Consider the following 16,591-nt stretch of genomic DNA (forward strand, 5'->3'; position numbering starts at 1 on the left):
TATGACTTGCAACAAGGTTCTCCATCTTACTTTAGCTGAACGCCAAATTATCGAAACGGGGATTCCCCACGGTTCCACGAAAGCCGCCATTGCCAAAACCCTGAGCAAGGATAAAAGCACCATTAGTAAAGAAATCAAATCGCACCGCCTCAAATCCTTTTCTACCAGTTATCCGATTGATTGTTCTTTATTCCCAAAATGCAAAGACAAAAAAACGCCTGCCTGCTCTACTCAATGCCCTTCCTATATAAAGTTTATCTGTAAGCGCAGGGATCGCTCTCCGGGTGCCTGTAACGGCTGTGAAGCCTATCAGCGCTGTCACTATGACAAATACAAGTACTCTGCTTCTAAAGCCAATGACGAGTATCGGGATAGCCTTATTAACACGAGGATTGGCGTCAATGCAACCCTTTCTCAGATCAAGCAGCTTGGCCTCCTAATCAATCCTTTGTTAGCGCAAGGGCAGTCGGTCTATGCCATTCTACAAAACCATCCTGAAATCAAGCTCTCTGAAAAGACCGATCTTACTTGAAGGGAAGAACTCACAAAGACTTCATAGAATTTATAGAAATGAATCCCGATGCCTCCATCGTTGAAATGGACACGGTTTACAACGATGGTTCAAATGGACCTTTCCTTCAAACCTTCAAGTTCTTGAACTATGATTTTCTGTTCTGCGTCTATCACCAACAGAAAACGTCTGAAAATATGTTGGAAGGGATCCTGTACTTAGAAACTATCTTGGGAGAGGCGCTGTTCAATGAAGAAGTGATGGTACTCAAAACAGATCGAGGCAGCGAGTTTGTTTTAGCGGATTCTGTAGAAATCAGGAAAGATGGAACCCGAAGAACAAGACTCTTTTATTGCGATCCGATGGCCAGCTGGCAAAAGGGCTCACTTGAAAATGTTCATTTACTCATCCGGGAGATTTGTCCTAAGCAGGTTGATTTATACGCTCTCGGCTTGGATTCGCAAGAAAAGGCGAATCTCATCTCATCCCATATCAATTCCTATAACAAAAAGAAGCTGAACAACAAAACATCGTTCAGCGTCCTCCGCTTCTTCAATAGTGAGATGGCTAATCGATTCCTTAGCTATGGATTGACTGAGATCCCCCACGATCAAGTCACCCTCAAGCCTCACTTATTGAAGTAATGTTCAAAGCATAAATACAAGCAGCAAGAAGTCTGTAACGGTCAAAAATCAAGTGGAAGTAACTCTTTCATTTCAAAAAGTGTCGATTTCCATTCACTTTTAATGCGCTCTTTTTTATGCCTTTTTCCATTTGCATTATAAACCAAATACCCGAACTAGCCTAGACTTACGGGCTAGTTTCTTTCATTTTCTCCTTATTTTATCGCATTTGTATGAGTAATTTCCACTTTTCTTTTTTCACTTTCTGAAGTGGAACTTAACTTTTCAATTGAGCTATATGTAATAAACTGCCACGCCGAATAAACCTTATGCGCAACTAACTCTTTCTTCATTGAATCATTTGCCATGTTTATTCCCCCTCAATTAGTTTGTTTCTGTTACATAGTTTTCTCTCCACATCTTCGCCGATCATAAGATCGTTGCCTCCTGCTCACCACGGAGAGGTGTGTGATTATCAGAGCAGCGTAGGGAGCTACCGCTCCCAGTATATCACAATTTCATCCAGTTTTACAGACGTTTTCTTGCCTTCATCACTGCACAATGGTTACTATTCACCGAGAAGTGAGGGAAAAGAAAACCGGATCAGCTTAAAACTGCCGGTTGACTCTGTGGCCATCCTGAATTCAGGATATTCTCGAGGGTTTCCAAGGTATTCTGTTTTTGTTTCGTTGCCGTTTGAAGCACACTCAACATGGCCATCTTATGCTTTCCTGTTTCCAGGGTTGCGCACTGACCTGAGATCTTTTTAAAGATCTTACAGATTCTTGCCTGTCTTTCGGCTTCATTATTATCAAAAGGCACACTAAAATCCCGTAGGAACAGAAGATGTTCCTTGATGTATTCCTTCATCCGTTTCAAGGTCTTAATCGCCTCCGGAACATATTTCGTTTCGATATCCGGATGTTCGTCATAGTATTCCTTGACCGTTTGTTCCGCGATGTTCAGAAATTTTTCTTCAATGGCCTTGTATTCTTCTTCTGCCATTTGCTGGATTCCCTGTGCCTGCAGTTCGTGTTTTCGATGCAGAGCTATCTGAAGCAGAGTGATCATCTCCTGGCATTTTTTGACATCATCAAAATCAACGCCACCCTTCAAAGATCTCAAGATGTGTTCGTTACATTCGGCATGAATACAAGGCTCAAGATCATAGTAGGCCTTGTAATGATCATGAATTAAGACGTTCTCAAACATTTCCAGAACCTTTAGCGGTCCATTTTCTATATCTTTCCTTTTTTTAGTCATCATAAAATACGCACAGGATTCTGTGCTTAGAACATGGATCCAAGCTTGATCTCCGTTGATTTTATAGCCTGTTTCATCTACATGCACAACCCATGATTTTAAAATCTCATCCAGAATCCACTTCCGGTATCCTTCACTTTTGCGGTCAAACTCCGCCATCCAACAGGCGACTGTAGACGGCTGGATGGACAGCGCTCCATGACTTAACTCGTTGAGGATTGTGCACAGTCGATCCAGAGCGATCACGCCCTTATTATTGAGATAAAGAACCTGGGCTTTCAAGGATGACGAATATGTGACACTGTTAATCGCATACTTCCTCATTACCGACTCGTCCAATTGAATCCCTGTTTTCTTGAGGTGATATCGGGTTTCTGTCACCGAGGTAATGAACTCTGCATGAATTTCCTGGGTTCTATAATAGCGAACTTTTCCACGCACCTTGACTGCCTGGGCTCCGGAAGGCGCTTTGATAACCCACTGGTCAAGAAGGATATCAGGATGCGTACTCATTTTATTATGATGGGCAACGTGTCCCTTTTGTCCGCCTTTCTTTTTACCTGAAACTTCGCGCAGGTTCACGGGTTGAGGTTTTCTTGGTTTCTTAGCTTGGGATTCCTGGATTTTAACTTCATTATCAAAAGGATACGCTGAGGTTGGATTATTCGTATTGGTCGTATCCGCGAATCGATATTTCTTTAACTGTCTGCGAAGCTCATTGATGACCTCATTCTGTTCTTGAATGATTTTATCCTGTTCTTCAATCGTTGTATCCCGACTTCCGATCTGATCATTAAGAATTTCATAAATCTCTTCGATTTCATGATCGAGATCCTCAATCGTAGTTTCCTTATCCCGCTCCTTGTTTTTCAGATTATAAAGCTGAACTTTCATATCTTTCGTTTTCAGTGTCAGGCTTTGAATTGTATTCTTATTTTTTAAAGCACTGACTTGATAGAGAGAAATACGATCGGAGAGGATCTGATTCTGTTTTACCTGATTCTCCAGAGATAGAATTAATCCTTCGTCAAAATAATCGGCATTCGTAAAGTAGAGTTACTTCCGTTTGATTTCCATACTCCCGGAAGTTCGCTTTTCAAACCACCAGAAGTTTGATTTTCATACTTCCAGTAGTTCGATTGTGAAAGTCCCGCATAGAGGTCTTTCACATAGAGCAGGCAGGGCTTTCCCAAGCCCTGCCTGCGCCGCTCAATAAGCTGATATTCATGTTCCAGCTCGTCCAGCAGTTTGACCGCTTTTTGTCTGGCACATCGAATCGAATCCATGATCTCATCTATCGTACAGATGATATAGGCATTTCCATTTTCATCCTGCCAGCCATTTTTAAGCGAAAGATTCATCCGATCCAGCAAGACAGCATACAGCAGCTTTGCGTCGCCGGACATCTTTTCAAACAAGTCTACCTTGATGAGTGCTTTCGGCACACGGTAGAAACTGTATCGGTCTGCTTCCAGACCTCTGAAATACGGGTACTTCATGTAGATTCATCACCTCCCCTCTTTCTGGATTTGCACTATTATAAATAACAGTACATTCCTACGACGGAGCATCTTTCGACACTCCGCCGCATTGTATCTGCTGTTATTTGAGCTTTGCCATTCTGCCCCAGCCCGTTCCTGCCCCATATTTCAGCGGCGTTTTCTCTGACAAGACACGCAGGATGCACATTCAATATCAAAAGTATCTCTCTGGGATGGCTTATTCAATTTTCAAGGTTCCTGTGGAGGGGTTTTGTGTTGTCCTCTCATCCTTAGAATCGGAGAAGGGTCATTTCGCAAGGTGTTTTCAAAAAACTTTTTGAACATTTTGTGAACCTTCCGATTGGAGTGGAGAATTTTTGTGTCCTCTCACTCCTAGAATCGGAAAAGGGCCATTTCGCAAGGTGTTTTGAAAAAAGTTCAAAAAGTTTTTGAGCCGCCCAATTCAGCGTGTTTTCTGATTGGACGGCTCATCTTTTAATTATGTATCTGTTAGCAGCTGCACAATGCCCGGAAATGCTTTTTCTGTATCTTGTAAATTGCTGCGTTATAAATTCCGGTAAGATTCTGGCGAGTCATGCCAAGGTGTTTTGCCGCCTCTGTGAAAGACAGACCATGGAACAGGTGGATGTGAACGACCTTTCTCTGCAAATCAGTCAAAGTAGAGAGCAATTCTTCCACTCTTTCCTCACTTATCATTTTTTCCAGTGTGCTGACTGCTTCATCGACTCCCTCCAGGATTTCTTCTTTATACTCCCTGTCCTCACGGGATGGCATCCACTTTCCTTGGATGATCTCATAGTTCATAAAAATCCGATCCTCGCCTTCCAGAACAAGCCGGATGTGCCACTCGTAGTCGTCAAACTCTGCTTCCTCAATGTGATGTCCCGCCCCTTCTGCTGCATCATATTTATAATGTACACAGTCGCGGAGAGAAAAAACTGTCACCCTCTTGTGCGCCCGGTAGATCACATAACCGTTCTGGTAGACATTGATGCTGCCATGATTTTCCAAGACCTTTTCGGTAACCACTGGCACACCAGATACCTCAAGTGCCTTCACGGTTGGAACACGCTGTTCCTTGTACGAAGGGAGTTCAACAAGCTTTTTCAGATCCTTGAATGTCATCATAATGTCCACCTTTCTGCCTTTTGGCTGCGGGCGGTCTGAAACAAAAAATGCAGCAAAAGTTGTCCCAGACTTACCCGTTTTTTTTTGAACGGGAAGTCTAAGACTTCTCCTACTGCATCGCTATTTCATGATTCACTTTTAAGGTGTGATGTTTAGTCTCTCATATATAGAATTGCTGGAAGGGCATTTCGCAAGGTGTTTTTAAAAAAAAAAAAAATAAAAAAACCGGAACAGGATGAGTTACTCACAGGCGCACTACTGCGCTGCATTCGCTCATTCTGTTCCGGCCTATATCACATATTGCTACGGTATCGCTCTAACAAACAGATATTATATTGTAGACCCAAAAGAACGTCTGATAGAGCTGGTCGGCTAACCAGGTGCCGCCTAAGATTCCACCTCTGCGCTTTCAGTGTCCGATGAAGCACTCTGCTTCAGGCTTCTTTTCGTTGGTTCTCTGCTGTGAAAAATTCGATACTCTTCACGGGAAGGCCGTGAATACACTCCACCAGAGATTCAGCAGAAATATAATCTTCACAGCCACCACGCTTGATCTGAAGCATATTCTTTCCATCAACGACACTGCGATTCCCGATCCGCAGCCCCTTTGGGGTGCGGATTTCATGTTCTCCGTTGCTCATCTTCTCACGGCCTCCTTTGTGTTGGTTTAGGTTTCTTTTTCTTCTATTCAATTTCACCTTTTGAACTTCCGCTCTTTTTTCACCTTTTTCGGCTTGCATATTTACGATTTTTACGGTATAATAATCCAAAAGATGATAGAATATAGCATATATTATAAGCAAGTCGTGTCGCCGTGTCAAGAGGAAAATGTGAAAATTCGTTGCATCTTCCAGATTGAATATTTACAAATCCTGTTGCACATTGTTACAGCACGATAACTACGCCATAGAAAGGTTGCAAACATGAAATTTGGAGAGAAAGTTCGCGATCTACGAAAGAAGCATTCTTTAACACAGGACGAATTGGCACAATGTCTGGGTATCAACAAAAGAACGATCATCGGATGGGAGCGTGATGGCCGCTACCCTCGCAGTATTGAAATGCTTGAAAAGATGGCCGATATATTCCATGTACCTCTGACCTATTTACAACCGGATCAGTCTTTATTTATCGAACGTGCCGCCGAAGCCTACGGAAAAAAGGGCAAAATAGAAGCCCAGCATCTCGCATTTGAGCTTACTGAGCTATTTGCCAGCGGAGAGTTGACCCCGCAGGATATGGACGGCATCATGTATGAAATGCACAAAGCCTATTTTAAGTACCGAGAACAAAAACGAGAAAAGGAACGAATAATGAACCTGTAAACCACTGTTCCATTCACTATGCCATCCCCGGAAGGAGATCACATTATGGATTCTGCGTTTATTCACCAAGCCGCCAACGAACTTGTCCAAAATGCCGGAACTCGCAACATCAAACAGATCGCGCGCAGTTGCAGCCTGGACATCAGTGAAACATCCCGCATTAAAGATATGTTGGGTTTACTTTCGCTCTATTTTGATAAGCCATTGATTCTTATCAATCGCCAGCTGGACAAACAGACGAAGCAGATGGTGTGCGGCTATGCGCTGGGGCATTATCTGGAGCATCAGCTGCTCATGGACTTGCATACCCTGAACAAGTTTCTGACCATTAAGGATAAGCACATCCTTCTTTATGAGCACAACGCTTTCACATCCCACCTGATGCTGGACAGTGACGAAGTCTATCAAATGACGAAACGTGGGTTGGATGCCGCGCAGATTGCCGCTGCTAAGGGAATCCATCTCAATCTGGTGCTGGTGAAGTTGCTGGAACTACATCATTTGGGATACGATCTACGGCACTATCACGCCCAGCACCATGCGTTTATCAAACAGTTCAACCTTCCGGCACATTTTCAGTTTGATGTGGCCGCTGGATAAACTTATGTTCTTATAACCCTAAAACCCGTGATGAACAGTGCGTTATGCCTGTCCATCACGGGTTTCTTCCTGTTATTTCAGTTTTGCGAGAATTTCATCGGCACTCATGCCTTCGGCAAGCAGCTTTTTCAGAACGGATTCCGCTTCTGCCTTTTTCGCATCTTCTGCAGCTTTGGCATCTGCCTTTGCCTTTTTTGCTTCCAGCATTTCCACTTCTTTTTCGACTTTCTTCAAAGCAGCCTTCTTCACTTTCAGATCAGCCTTCAAAGTGTCAATGTTTGCGGTGATGGATGCGATTTCCGCTGTGAGAGCTTCCTTTGCGGACTGCTTTTCTGCAATCTGCGTTGCGAAATCAGCAGTCACAGTTTTGGGCTTATTCTTGCTACCTTTGGTTCTGGGCATAGGTGATAACCTCTTTCCTTTTTTAGTGGTTTAAGTATAGCACTGTGTTGGGGTGAGGGGAATATTACTTTTTGCCTTCCTTCGGAAAGCAATTACCACATTTACAGAAAGCCACATTATGTTCTTTCTGGAATTGCTCTGCCTCTTCCAAAGTATTAAACGGAATAAACGCATACATTCCAGACGAGTAATAGCACTTTGGATTATGGTTTTTATGAAGTGTGCGTCGATTGTTCATCATATTCACAACATATTCTTTGCCCACAGTCTGAGCGTTGTACTCGCCACCATGATGAGCAATCAATGTATATTCCTTAAGCATAACAACTCCTCACAACATTTATTCCAAAATCCCTGACTCATCATTTTCAATCTTTCGGATGAGTTCTTTAAATTTCTTTTCCATTCTAATGCCCAAAGTGCTTGCACTCGAATATCCCGGAGCATTCCGAATTTCATAAAGCTGGCCGGCTTTTAATGTATCAATATCGTTTTCAATTTCATTAATTTCGACAGAATAACGATCAGAAATCTTCATAATTAACAGCCTCCGTCATATTTTACTATATTCTCTTCTCACATCTTCGCCGATCATAAGATCGTTGCCTGCTGCTCACCACGGAGAGGTGTGTGATATTATTACGAGCAGCGCAGGGAGCTACCACTCCCATTATATCACAAGTCTGCAAATAAATCAGCCTGGTACACGCCGTTCTCCAGCATCTTCTTGAAACTGTCCTTTACTGCTGCAACGTCCTCATGGTAGGTCATGCCATACCAGGTGTCGTTGGTCTTCAGAACCTTCACAGACATTTTGCCCTGCTCCAATAATTCTCCAATAAAGATGGGGATCAGGTACTCTGCTTTCAGCGGATTGCCCGGAACTTTTTTCTCAAAGAACTCTTTGAAGCCTTCCTCCAGCACGTCCAAGAAATCAGGAGTCAGGCCCCACATATTCATGGATACCAAAGAATCAACATCCACAGCCATGCCGTCTGCTTCTGCCCCAGTTGCAGTTTTTACAATATTCTTTGTTTCCACAACCTCGGTCAGGTTGTTCTGCTCATCCATCTTGCAGATGCCACGAGTCACGCCACCGTTATCAGACAGGGTATTCTTCAGTACAAAACCTGCCATGCAAGACTTGCCGCCATTCACCAGATACTCATGTACGGCTTTGAAACCTTCTTTGCCATAGTAATCATCTGCATTGATCACAATGAATGGAGTATCAATCACATTTTTAGCAGCAAGCACGGCCTGACCGGTTCCCCACGGCTTCGTGCGACCTTCCGGCAGAGTTCCCGGGATATCGATGATATTCTGAAATGCGTAGTCTACAGTTACATTGTGAGAGGAGCAAATAGCGGCAATTCGATCACCAATGACCTCCTTGAACTCCTTCTCGATATCCTTACGGATAATAAATACCACATGATTGAAACCAGCTTCAATCGCATCATGGATTGAGTAGTCCATGATGATATGGTTAGAAGCATCCACCGGCTCCAACTGCTTTATTCCTGTTCCGAAGCGACTGCCAATACCAGCCGCCATGATAAGTAATGTTGTTTTCATATTCTCTCCAGTTCCTAGCTTTATTTATAAAAATCTTAAAGGAGTCTCTTTTTCGACATGCGGTCAGACGATTCATATTTACGCCAACCCATAAATGCAGAGAACGGTCAGCAATTAATATTCTATCAAAACGATAAAAAGCTACAATAATATTGTGAAATACTTTTTCCGCATCGCGTTATCGGCTAAGCGAAGTGTTCGTTTTCAATTACATTTTCTTTCTTCGCTGCGTCCGATAGAGCGTCCCGCTAAGTATCTCTTATCTTCCTTTTTGAGCAGATTTTGATGAGTATTGCTGTCAACAAGATTCCCATAGCATACCCTATCAAATCCAGAACCATGTCCTTTACATCAAATTCTCTGGTCGGCAAGATTCCCTTCAGACTCTGATCAATTAGAGAAACCAACGCGCACACAAGAAAGCTAAGGCGGACCGGCTTCTTTTTGTACACAATGCGAAACGGAATTACAACCGCTATTCCCAACGGAAAGTATTCCACTATATGAGCCAGTCTTCGAAAATTATTAAAATCATACCACCAACACTGGATTAGTTTTTTTCGTTCCACCCCTACATTTGAAACTGTAGAAACAACTGCTTCTTGTGCCTCCATAGATAAAGTTCCAGTTTTCTCAGGTGATTGAAACGTCAATATAAAAATCATTATAATAATAATAACAGCCGGCAGCCATATGATGATTTTCTTTATACAAGTTATATCCTTCATTTTTTCTATTATCTTATTTTATTGCGCTAATTCCAACAGCTTTTTCTTCATATGGATTATGATCAACGGGGATAAATTGGGGGTTAAATAAATGGCGTTTGACCTTTCTGCAATATTCTTTTAGTCTCGAAAACGAAACGCATTTAACATTCCAAACTAGCAGAGTCAAAAAGGACGGATACCCATTATAGTAGAAAATTTTTCCAGGCATAAATACAATTTTTGCATCTGGATTTTTCTTGGTATTATCATCTATGCTAAACGTTCTTCCTTGAAAATGAGCATATAAATACTCCTCTCCTGATTTCCATTTTTTATTCATTGAACTAGCATATAGATGGCCCCTGTCAAATACAATATAGCTATTAGTAGGTTCTTCTATCCAAGTATTGCTTTCTTCATTAAAATATTTACGTCTAAACATATATGATTCTGTGGATATATTGAATGCAAAGTCTGTTGTCCATACGCGAGCCGCATTTTCCAAGAACAATGTGTGCACATTTACTCCGTAGTACATTTCGTCGAACGCAAAAATTCTTTCACTCGTAAATGCCTGCCTATATAATTTTCCATACTGAGAGCTTGCAGTCATAAATCGACGGTTGTTTTCACAGGTATTTTTATATATAGTACAATGACCACCTGCAAACAATTTGTCATAGCCCGCTTCCAAAACACCAGACAAGAAATCATCCATTGAGCCAAACACTAAATCGCAATCGCAGTATCCCCAATAGTCATATTCTTTTATCATTTCCTCGAATACATATCCGTAGGCTGGTTTATAATCGCATAATTTATATGGTGCATCAAGCCTAATTTTAAAGTCGAATTTATCCTGGATCTTACTCTTGATTTCTTCAAATGTCATCCGGATTTTCTTTACATTGCTAGGCCAATCAAATGAATCCTCATTATCAGTAAAAATAATCCAATCAAAATCCGTATTGTAAGCACAGCTCTCAAGGAAAATCGAAAAATAATTTTTAAATTGTCCAAAGTAAGGAATTATAAATACACATTTTTTCATGATTCGTTTACCGCCCTACTTAATGATATGGATTTTTTTCAAAATCATATAGCATTTACTGTTTTTTAAAACAAGTAGCCCTGTTAAATATCCAACGACACCAACTATTACTTCAATAAGCAAGAGTAACAAATCAGAGTGAATTGGAACGAATAGATTTACCATTTTCACCAATACAACAAGCAACACACAAGACATTAGCGATGTTATAAAGTCCCTTGATATATAATCAATACGTATTACCTTTTGAGCGAATGCAAGCATAACAATATTAACACAAAGCTCCGTTAATACCGATGCAAGAGCTGCGCCATTTTCTTGTAATCTGCCAATCAACAATGCATTTAATACAATATTTATAACGGCCCCCGTACATACACACATAAAATAATACTTTTCTTTTCCGGATGTCTGCAGTATTTGTGCAAAAATACCTCCAGACAAAGGCAATAATGCAGCCAACGGACACAAAAACCTTATGGTTGTTGCTGCAGGCGAAAAACTTGTGCCAAATAGTACCGAGATGAGTTCATCTGCTGTTAGATAAATTCCGATACAGCAAGGCAAAGAGAACATAGTAATAACGTCAAAAAAATTGGAAATCAGCTTTTTAATTTGCTTTTCATCACGACTTGCAAAATATAGACTCAGCCTTGGCAGCAATACTGCCCCAATTGCCGTTATGGTGTTGGCAACTATCTTTACTATTTTGGAAGCATTAGAATAATACCCAACATTCTCCGGATGACACATATAGGTCAGCATTGTTACATCTAACAGCGTGTATACCTCCACTGCTATTACTGCTGCGAAAAATGTAATAATAGGTTTAAAATGTCGTTTCAGATCAAGTCCCTTAAATGTGATACTCACATATTTCTTCAGTTGGCTTAAATTCAGTAAATAATTTCCAACAGATCCAAAGCAAATAACAATCGCATAATAATTTACATCGTCCTCAGTTTTTACAAACAGAAATATAAGAATAAAAGAAATAATTTTAATTAAAATGCTGCGAATCGTGATGTATTTATATTCTTCAAATCCTTGATATAGCCACTCTATATTAAAAATACTCATCGCAATCAAGGACGCGAAAATAGCATGCAACGGGTTGGAAAACAGCGTCTTATCTAAACTCAAAATCAGCACTGCATAGCAAGCAAGTGAAAAAACCGTTGAAAAGAGATTAATAACAAACAATTCCGAAAATGTTCTATTACACTCCTCTTCATGTATCCTAGCTTGTGCAATAGCTCTAACACCATATGAAGGAATACCGAGAGTTGCTATCATTGTAAAATAGGTAGCTAAATTTTGCGCTGATGAAACTTCCCCTACGCCTGATGCTCCTAAAGTTCTTGCCACATATGCGGATGTAACCAAAGGAAAAATCACTGAAACCGCATTATAACCCATATTAAATACAGCATTTTTTGCAATCGACTTTGACATATGTTTTCTCCTTATACAATCAATATATCTTCCTCCAGAATTTCCACTGCACCATTAGAAGAACTTTTTGAAAGGTAGTAAACAATGATTAACAATGTCAAATACTGCAAATTTATGATGATTTCAATTGATGAAATAACCGCGAACACACATGCTATCGCATACAAATATTTATACTTGCCTGATTGTTTACTGTTTTCTTTCACATATTTTACCAAGTTCCCTATTATAATGATTAAAACAATAGCCGCGAACGCCCCTCCTTGCCAAATCCATTCCAAAATACCATTTTGAGTATTTGGAAAATAGTACTGTGAAAACATCAAATCATATGAAGTTCCATAACCATATCCCCATAAAAGTTTTCCCTCAAGCAAAGTAGGAACAAGTGCATAAATCATGGTTCTTGTAGTTAACGTTGGTGATCTACCCAGAACTTTCGTTATAAGTAGCTGAATAGGTGCAATATTTAAAACAACTCCATAGAATACTACAAACAAGGTGCTTAGTGTTAAAATAGTCATATATCCAACTTTACTGTAAATAAAGCCATACCCTTTTGCTTTCAATATAACAAACAGTGCGAATAATGGTATTAGTACCAATGATGTTGCACTATTCGTTACAGTTGCAACAGAAAAAGTCAATAATGTTAAACCAATAATTTTCATTATCACATTAGTATTAATTTTCTTTCCCCTCATTGCCACCCTGGTCAAAAGGAGACCAATTAACAATATATGCTGATATCCTACTGTAAACTTATCTCCCAACAAATAACACTCATTGTATTTCACAACCAAGTCTGGTGTGGCAAATACTAACATATCGTTAAGCAGTACAAAGAATAACTGTAGTTTGTAAAAAACATCTATTAATTCAGACATTCTCTTTTTGTCTGAATTAAAACTCAAACACATAAAAATCTCAAGTAGACTAATTGAAAAAACAATTAAATCGTTTCTGTGAGGCTTTGCACTCTCATAATTAAAGTAAAACGAAACACTTAACAATCCAATGAACAGTAAAATAGCAACAACAATGCCTTTACTACATTTTCTGTATATTTGTTTTATATTCAAAAACAAATATATTGCAACCACAGCGATACATGCATCTCTAAGTATGTAATATCCAGAGAAATAACGTATGTTAAGAAATGTTATCGCATACAAGCAAATAGAAATTATCGTGAATTTACTTACAATCATCCTTTTTCTCCCGATTTTAATCAATTCACTTTTCTTCGCAATACAAAGCAATCTCTTCAAAAGAACTATCGGGAGTTGCTTTATGATCAAAACGCAGTTTTCTACAAATATCCTTAATTAGCATTTTTCCCCCCAAGCACTTTTTGCCAAGAGATTTTTAATTCTAACTACAAAAATCAGTAATACGGTCCATTCTTTTTCCATTAAAAAATTAAATATTCTCTTTCCACACGGATTTTTATTATAATCGTAAATGTGCAAGCAGTCCTGTACCATTTTATCTGATACTATTTTTCTAACGTTCGTCAACATATTCTTTTCATTTCTTCTAACAATTGAATAAATCTGCCCTCCTACAAGATTTAGAAATCTCCCCATTTCAATCTGTTGGTATTGTTTTTCTTCTAGAAATAGGTTCAGCTTTTTCACCGTTTGTAAATGCATTGACTTGATTCTGTCGAATCTATTATTATCATAAGCAAGAGACAGCGATCCCTGTGTTACACGATAAAAATAAAGGCAGTCCGGAAGAACATATACCAGTTGAGAATGCTGTAAATAGTCAATGTGAAAACTCAAATCCTCTGACATGAAAATTCGTTCGGATGGGAAACGAATATTATGCTCTTTAATAATGGACATTGAATATAAGCCGTGCCACACAGACATAAAGAAAGTTGGTGCGTTATTATTCTCTGGCTTATTGCCAATCATTCTCAACAGGATTTTTTCAACAATCTCATCATCCGAAAACGACTCGCCCGAATACAGCATGGGAACTTTTATTACATTTCCATCCTCATCATATCTACACAAACCACAATAAACAGTATCGGCATTTCGCTTGACCATTTCTTCATAGAGTCGTTCCATCATATTCAGATCAATAAAATCGTCCGAATCAATAAATGCAACATATTTACCTGTTGCAACTTCCAACCCACTATTTCGCGCCAATCCAAGTCCTGCATTCGCTTTATGTATAACTTTAATTCTGGAATCCTTTAGGCCCCATTCATCGCATATCTTAGGGCAACCATCCGGAGAACCATCATCAACTAGAATAATCTCCAATTCTTTATAAGTCTGGTTAACAATACTGTCTAGACATTTATTCAAGTATCGCTCCACTTTATAAATCGGAACGATTACGCTAATTAACGCATTTTCTCTCATATATATCATTCTCCTAGATATATGCTACTGAACTTAGCTGCAACGTTCGGTGCGCTATAGTCCTTTGCTATCACTGTGTTAAATTTTTCTGTGTCATGCCTTTCACAGGTATGCTCTATCAATTGATCAGCCCAATACGATGCTGAATCTTCCAAATCAACGAAATGCACCAGATTTGTCAACTTAATTGATGGAGTTATTGTATTTGATACAACAGATTCAAGCCCATTTGCCTGCGCTTCCAGTAATACAGTAGGAAAGCCCTCATATAATGACGGGAGTAAAAAGACATCAAATATACTTAACATTCTACATGCCTTATCTACTTGTCCCATAAAAAGCACATATTCTTCTATGCCAAGATTTTCGACTTTTTTATGAATAGATTCTTCGAGATCTCCCACACCAATTAAAATCAAACGATACTCCGGATCTTTTCTCATCAATTCTGCAAAAATATCAATCAGTTGGTCATGATTTTTCTGTGTCTGAAATCGTCCGATATGACCAACTATTTTTTTATCAGTTAGTCCTAGTCTTAATCGTTCTTTTTCTCTGAATTCTTGATCATAAACGCACAAATCACAATTAATTGGCAAAGGTATGATTTCAGCTTCATTTGCCCGTTTCCCAAACATCCACTCTGCTGCCATATCTGAACATGCTTGCGGGTGCGTCACAAAAGGCATAAACATTGCTCTCATGATTTTTTGACTCTGCATGCTTTGACCTCTTGTATTGTGACTAAACAAACATATTTTCTTTGATCCAGCTAGCCAAGATATGAATGCAGGCAATCCATCCATAGCATCTGTTGCATGAATCTGAATTGCATCGTACTTTTCTTTTCGAATCAGTTTAAACAATTCTGTGCAATAATTAACTGGGTGCTTCTTCCGCCGTCCCACATTGAAAATTCGTCCACCCAACTGCAGGACTTCTTCTTCATAGAAACCGCCAGAATTACCGGAAAGGTAGAAATCAAATTGAAATCTGGAGCGATCGATATTCCGAAATATATTCATTATCATGGTTTCTGCACCGCCAAGATTCAGCGCACCCACGATATGCAAAACTTTAGTCTTCTCCATTGCGCTCACACCTTGCTACCTTTGCTAAATATCCCCAATTTGTCAGTTCTCCCTGCTCTGTTTTTTCCTTCAGCAACCCGCCATTAAATTCGTCCTTATAAGACAGTTTCCAGAAGTCTGCTGTTTGGATGGCCTGATTCCATTTATTTTTATCATATGGCTTGTTCATTTCGTAAAGCATCAGCCACAATCCGGTCTGGTTGACCGGAATTTGTTCATATTCTTTTCGTATCTCCGGAAAATGTTTACATGCAATAGCAATAATATAGTCAATCAGAAGATACGCCACAAGAGAGTCATATTTCTCCCAATACTGTGAAAAAGCTTCAGACATAAAAGAAAACAACTTCGATCCTTGTTTATCCCCAATTAAAAAGCCCGTCCATCTACCCAATGTCAAGGATCTGGGTGTTGGAGAAAACTTTGCTGTAAACAATTCGGTCACCGGCTTCAAATCTATTTTCTTATTGCAGAAGACCGTAGCATCGATCCAGATTCCACCGTATTGTTTAAGAAGTTCAGCGCGAATAATGTCCGAAAAATGAGTCAGTGTTATTTTCCCATTCTCCATCTTTTCAATAATATGTTTTGGCAGATCAATGAATTGCTTCCAGTTATCTTTCGTAATAACAGTATATTGGAAGCCCTTGGAAACCATATTTTCTCGCTGACTTTTTAGGCAAACTTTTACAATTTCCGGTGCTTGCTCCAATCCCTGCCACCACAATGTCCAAATATTACTACTTTCGCTCTTCGGCATTGTTGCATCAGGGATATCTTTATACTTTTGAATCAGATTTGAAAACTCTTCTTCTAGGAAATCAAACACAAACTGCTCATAGCTTGCAAATGATTTCACTCGTAACAAGTAACATTTCAAAGCAAACGGACAGCCGAATGTGTTTTTTATAGATATAAATTCGTCAATTCTTTTTTTAACGTTCATACTGCACGATCTTTCATTT

The 16,591-nt window shown here is 39.6% G+C and carries 20 protein-coding genes; 4 read left to right on the plus strand and 16 right to left on the minus strand.

Going from position 1 to position 16,591, the window contains the following annotated elements; all coding sequences use genetic code 11:
- The first annotated feature begins 1 nt into the window (after position 1).
- Together I2G61_RS16370 and I2G61_RS16375 are read left to right on the plus strand one after the other, a co-directional pair.
- On the plus strand, positions 2-532 hold the full coding sequence (locus tag I2G61_RS16370) for a helix-turn-helix domain-containing protein (protein ID WP_229056839.1): 531 nt from the start codon (positions 2-4) through the stop codon (positions 530-532).
- Between the two features lie 38 nt (positions 533-570).
- Entirely contained in the window at positions 571-1,155 is a 585-nt protein-coding gene (locus I2G61_RS16375) for a transposase (RefSeq protein WP_229056838.1), read from the plus strand.
- Between the two features lie 194 nt (positions 1,156-1,349).
- Here I2G61_RS16375 and I2G61_RS04305 read toward each other — a convergent pair whose 3' ends face one another.
- The 5 genes from I2G61_RS04305 to I2G61_RS04325 all read right to left on the minus strand — a co-directional run bounded on the left by I2G61_RS04305 (position 1,350) and on the right by I2G61_RS04325 (position 5,668).
- Complete coding sequence (locus tag I2G61_RS04305; protein ID WP_195396610.1) at positions 1,350-1,502, minus strand: hypothetical protein; 153 nt, start codon at positions 1,500-1,502, stop codon at positions 1,350-1,352.
- A gap of 235 nt (positions 1,503-1,737) precedes the next feature.
- On the minus strand, positions 1,738-3,291 hold the full coding sequence (locus tag I2G61_RS04310) for an IS66 family transposase (RefSeq protein WP_195547969.1): 1,554 nt from the start codon (positions 3,289-3,291) through the stop codon (positions 1,738-1,740).
- Between the two features lie 122 nt (positions 3,292-3,413).
- On the minus strand, positions 3,414-3,896 hold the full coding sequence (locus tag I2G61_RS04315) for a replication initiator protein A (protein WP_195547970.1): 483 nt from the start codon (positions 3,894-3,896) through the stop codon (positions 3,414-3,416).
- Positions 3,897-4,388: 492 nt separating this feature from the next.
- On the minus strand, positions 4,389-5,027 hold the full coding sequence (locus I2G61_RS04320; protein WP_195547971.1) for a sigma-70 family RNA polymerase sigma factor: 639 nt from the start codon (positions 5,025-5,027) through the stop codon (positions 4,389-4,391).
- Between the two features lie 434 nt (positions 5,028-5,461).
- Positions 5,462-5,668 carry a hypothetical protein gene (locus I2G61_RS04325; protein ID WP_097776605.1) on the minus strand — a complete coding sequence of 69 codons (207 nt, stop codon included), beginning with the start codon at positions 5,666-5,668 and terminating at the stop codon, positions 5,462-5,464.
- 282 nt (positions 5,669-5,950) lie between these two features.
- Here I2G61_RS04325 and I2G61_RS04330 point away from each other — a divergent pair, with 282 nt between their 5' ends.
- Together I2G61_RS04330 and I2G61_RS04335 are read left to right on the plus strand one after the other, a co-directional pair.
- Complete coding sequence (locus I2G61_RS04330; RefSeq protein ID WP_055185268.1) at positions 5,951-6,352, plus strand: helix-turn-helix transcriptional regulator; 402 nt, start codon at positions 5,951-5,953, stop codon at positions 6,350-6,352.
- Positions 6,353-6,397: 45 nt separating this feature from the next.
- Positions 6,398-6,952 carry an ImmA/IrrE family metallo-endopeptidase gene (locus tag I2G61_RS04335; protein WP_195547972.1) on the plus strand — a complete coding sequence of 185 codons (555 nt, stop codon included), beginning with the start codon at positions 6,398-6,400 and terminating at the stop codon, positions 6,950-6,952.
- Between the two features lie 72 nt (positions 6,953-7,024).
- Here the strand turns inward: I2G61_RS04335 and I2G61_RS16380 are convergent, their stop codons facing one another.
- The 11 genes from I2G61_RS16380 to I2G61_RS04390 all read right to left on the minus strand — a co-directional run bounded on the left by I2G61_RS16380 (position 7,025) and on the right by I2G61_RS04390 (position 16,572).
- Complete coding sequence (locus tag I2G61_RS16380; RefSeq protein WP_229100672.1) at positions 7,025-7,186, minus strand: hypothetical protein; 162 nt, start codon at positions 7,184-7,186, stop codon at positions 7,025-7,027.
- A 232-nt stretch (positions 7,187-7,418) separates the two neighbouring features.
- On the minus strand, positions 7,419-7,676 hold the full coding sequence (locus I2G61_RS04345; protein WP_195547974.1) for a hypothetical protein: 258 nt from the start codon (positions 7,674-7,676) through the stop codon (positions 7,419-7,421).
- 18 nt (positions 7,677-7,694) lie between these two features.
- Positions 7,695-7,892, minus strand: coding sequence for a hypothetical protein (locus tag I2G61_RS04350; RefSeq protein WP_195547975.1), 198 nt, complete (start codon positions 7,890-7,892; stop codon positions 7,695-7,697).
- Positions 7,893-8,029: 137 nt separating this feature from the next.
- Positions 8,030-8,932 (minus strand): sugar phosphate nucleotidyltransferase, encoded by a 903-nt coding sequence (locus I2G61_RS04355; RefSeq protein WP_195547976.1) that lies wholly within the window; start codon positions 8,930-8,932, stop codon positions 8,030-8,032.
- A gap of 248 nt (positions 8,933-9,180) precedes the next feature.
- The gene (locus I2G61_RS16740) at positions 9,181-9,660 is read right to left on the minus strand and encodes a VanZ family protein (RefSeq protein ID WP_195547977.1); all 480 of its coding nucleotides are present in this window, start codon (positions 9,658-9,660) and stop codon (positions 9,181-9,183) included.
- A gap of 13 nt (positions 9,661-9,673) precedes the next feature.
- The gene (locus I2G61_RS04365; RefSeq protein WP_195547978.1) at positions 9,674-10,693 is read right to left on the minus strand and encodes a DUF6625 family protein; all 1,020 of its coding nucleotides are present in this window, start codon (positions 10,691-10,693) and stop codon (positions 9,674-9,676) included.
- 15 nt (positions 10,694-10,708) lie between these two features.
- A complete protein-coding gene (locus tag I2G61_RS04370; protein ID WP_195547979.1) occupies positions 10,709-12,148 on the minus strand; it encodes a flippase in 1,440 nt (479 codons plus the stop codon).
- An 11-nt stretch (positions 12,149-12,159) separates the two neighbouring features.
- Positions 12,160-13,359, minus strand: coding sequence for an O-antigen ligase (locus tag I2G61_RS04375; RefSeq protein WP_195547980.1), 1,200 nt, complete (start codon positions 13,357-13,359; stop codon positions 12,160-12,162).
- A gap of 117 nt (positions 13,360-13,476) precedes the next feature.
- Positions 13,477-14,535 carry a glycosyltransferase gene (locus tag I2G61_RS04380; RefSeq protein ID WP_195547981.1) on the minus strand — a complete coding sequence of 353 codons (1,059 nt, stop codon included), beginning with the start codon at positions 14,533-14,535 and terminating at the stop codon, positions 13,477-13,479.
- A 5-nt stretch (positions 14,536-14,540) separates the two neighbouring features.
- The gene (locus I2G61_RS04385) at positions 14,541-15,626 is read right to left on the minus strand and encodes a glycosyltransferase family 1 protein (RefSeq protein ID WP_195547982.1); all 1,086 of its coding nucleotides are present in this window, start codon (positions 15,624-15,626) and stop codon (positions 14,541-14,543) included.
- On the minus strand, positions 15,613-16,572 hold the full coding sequence (locus I2G61_RS04390; RefSeq protein ID WP_195547983.1) for a capsular polysaccharide synthesis protein: 960 nt from the start codon (positions 16,570-16,572) through the stop codon (positions 15,613-15,615). Before I2G61_RS04390 ends, I2G61_RS04385 begins: the two co-directional genes overlap by 14 nt.
- Positions 16,573-16,591 lie beyond the last annotated feature (19 nt).

Origin of the sequence: Holdemania sp. 1001095H_141210_F2 (genome assembly GCF_015558105.1) — a bacterium.
Lineage (GTDB): Bacteria > Bacillota_I > Bacilli_A > Erysipelotrichales > Erysipelotrichaceae > Holdemania.

Excerpts from the sequence above, each read along its gene's own strand:
- I2G61_RS16370 (WP_229056839.1), top strand. The coding sequence starts at position 2 with ATGACTTGCAACAAGGTTCTCCATCTTACTTTAGCTGAACGCCAAATT.
- I2G61_RS16375 (WP_229056838.1), top strand. The coding sequence starts at position 571 with ATGAATCCCGATGCCTCCATCGTTGAAATGGACACGGTTTACAACGAT.
- I2G61_RS04305 (WP_195396610.1), bottom strand. The coding sequence starts at position 1,502 with ATGGCAAATGATTCAATGAAGAAAGAGTTAGTTGCGCATAAGGTTTAT.
- I2G61_RS04310 (WP_195547969.1), bottom strand. The coding sequence starts at position 3,291 with ATGAAAGTTCAGCTTTATAATCTGAAAAACAAGGAGCGGGATAAGGAA.
- I2G61_RS04315 (WP_195547970.1), bottom strand. The coding sequence starts at position 3,896 with ATGAAGTACCCGTATTTCAGAGGTCTGGAAGCAGACCGATACAGTTTC.
- I2G61_RS04320 (WP_195547971.1), bottom strand. The coding sequence starts at position 5,027 with ATGATGACATTCAAGGATCTGAAAAAGCTTGTTGAACTCCCTTCGTAC.
- I2G61_RS04325 (WP_097776605.1), bottom strand. The coding sequence starts at position 5,668 with ATGAGCAACGGAGAACATGAAATCCGCACCCCAAAGGGGCTGCGGATC.
- I2G61_RS04330 (WP_055185268.1), top strand. The coding sequence starts at position 5,951 with ATGAAATTTGGAGAGAAAGTTCGCGATCTACGAAAGAAGCATTCTTTA.
- I2G61_RS04335 (WP_195547972.1), top strand. The coding sequence starts at position 6,398 with ATGGATTCTGCGTTTATTCACCAAGCCGCCAACGAACTTGTCCAAAAT.
- I2G61_RS04345 (WP_195547974.1), bottom strand. The coding sequence starts at position 7,676 with ATGCTTAAGGAATATACATTGATTGCTCATCATGGTGGCGAGTACAAC.
- I2G61_RS04350 (WP_195547975.1), bottom strand. The coding sequence starts at position 7,892 with ATGAAGATTTCTGATCGTTATTCTGTCGAAATTAATGAAATTGAAAAC.
- I2G61_RS04355 (WP_195547976.1), bottom strand. The coding sequence starts at position 8,932 with ATGAAAACAACATTACTTATCATGGCGGCTGGTATTGGCAGTCGCTTC.
- I2G61_RS16740 (WP_195547977.1), bottom strand. The coding sequence starts at position 9,660 with ATGAAGGATATAACTTGTATAAAGAAAATCATCATATGGCTGCCGGCT.
- I2G61_RS04365 (WP_195547978.1), bottom strand. The coding sequence starts at position 10,693 with ATGAAAAAATGTGTATTTATAATTCCTTACTTTGGACAATTTAAAAAT.
- I2G61_RS04370 (WP_195547979.1), bottom strand. The coding sequence starts at position 12,148 with ATGTCAAAGTCGATTGCAAAAAATGCTGTATTTAATATGGGTTATAAT.
- I2G61_RS04375 (WP_195547980.1), bottom strand. The coding sequence starts at position 13,359 with ATGATTGTAAGTAAATTCACGATAATTTCTATTTGCTTGTATGCGATA.
- I2G61_RS04380 (WP_195547981.1), bottom strand. The coding sequence starts at position 14,535 with ATGAGAGAAAATGCGTTAATTAGCGTAATCGTTCCGATTTATAAAGTG.
- I2G61_RS04385 (WP_195547982.1), bottom strand. The coding sequence starts at position 15,626 with ATGGAGAAGACTAAAGTTTTGCATATCGTGGGTGCGCTGAATCTTGGC.
- I2G61_RS04390 (WP_195547983.1), bottom strand. The coding sequence starts at position 16,572 with ATGAACGTTAAAAAAAGAATTGACGAATTTATATCTATAAAAAACACA.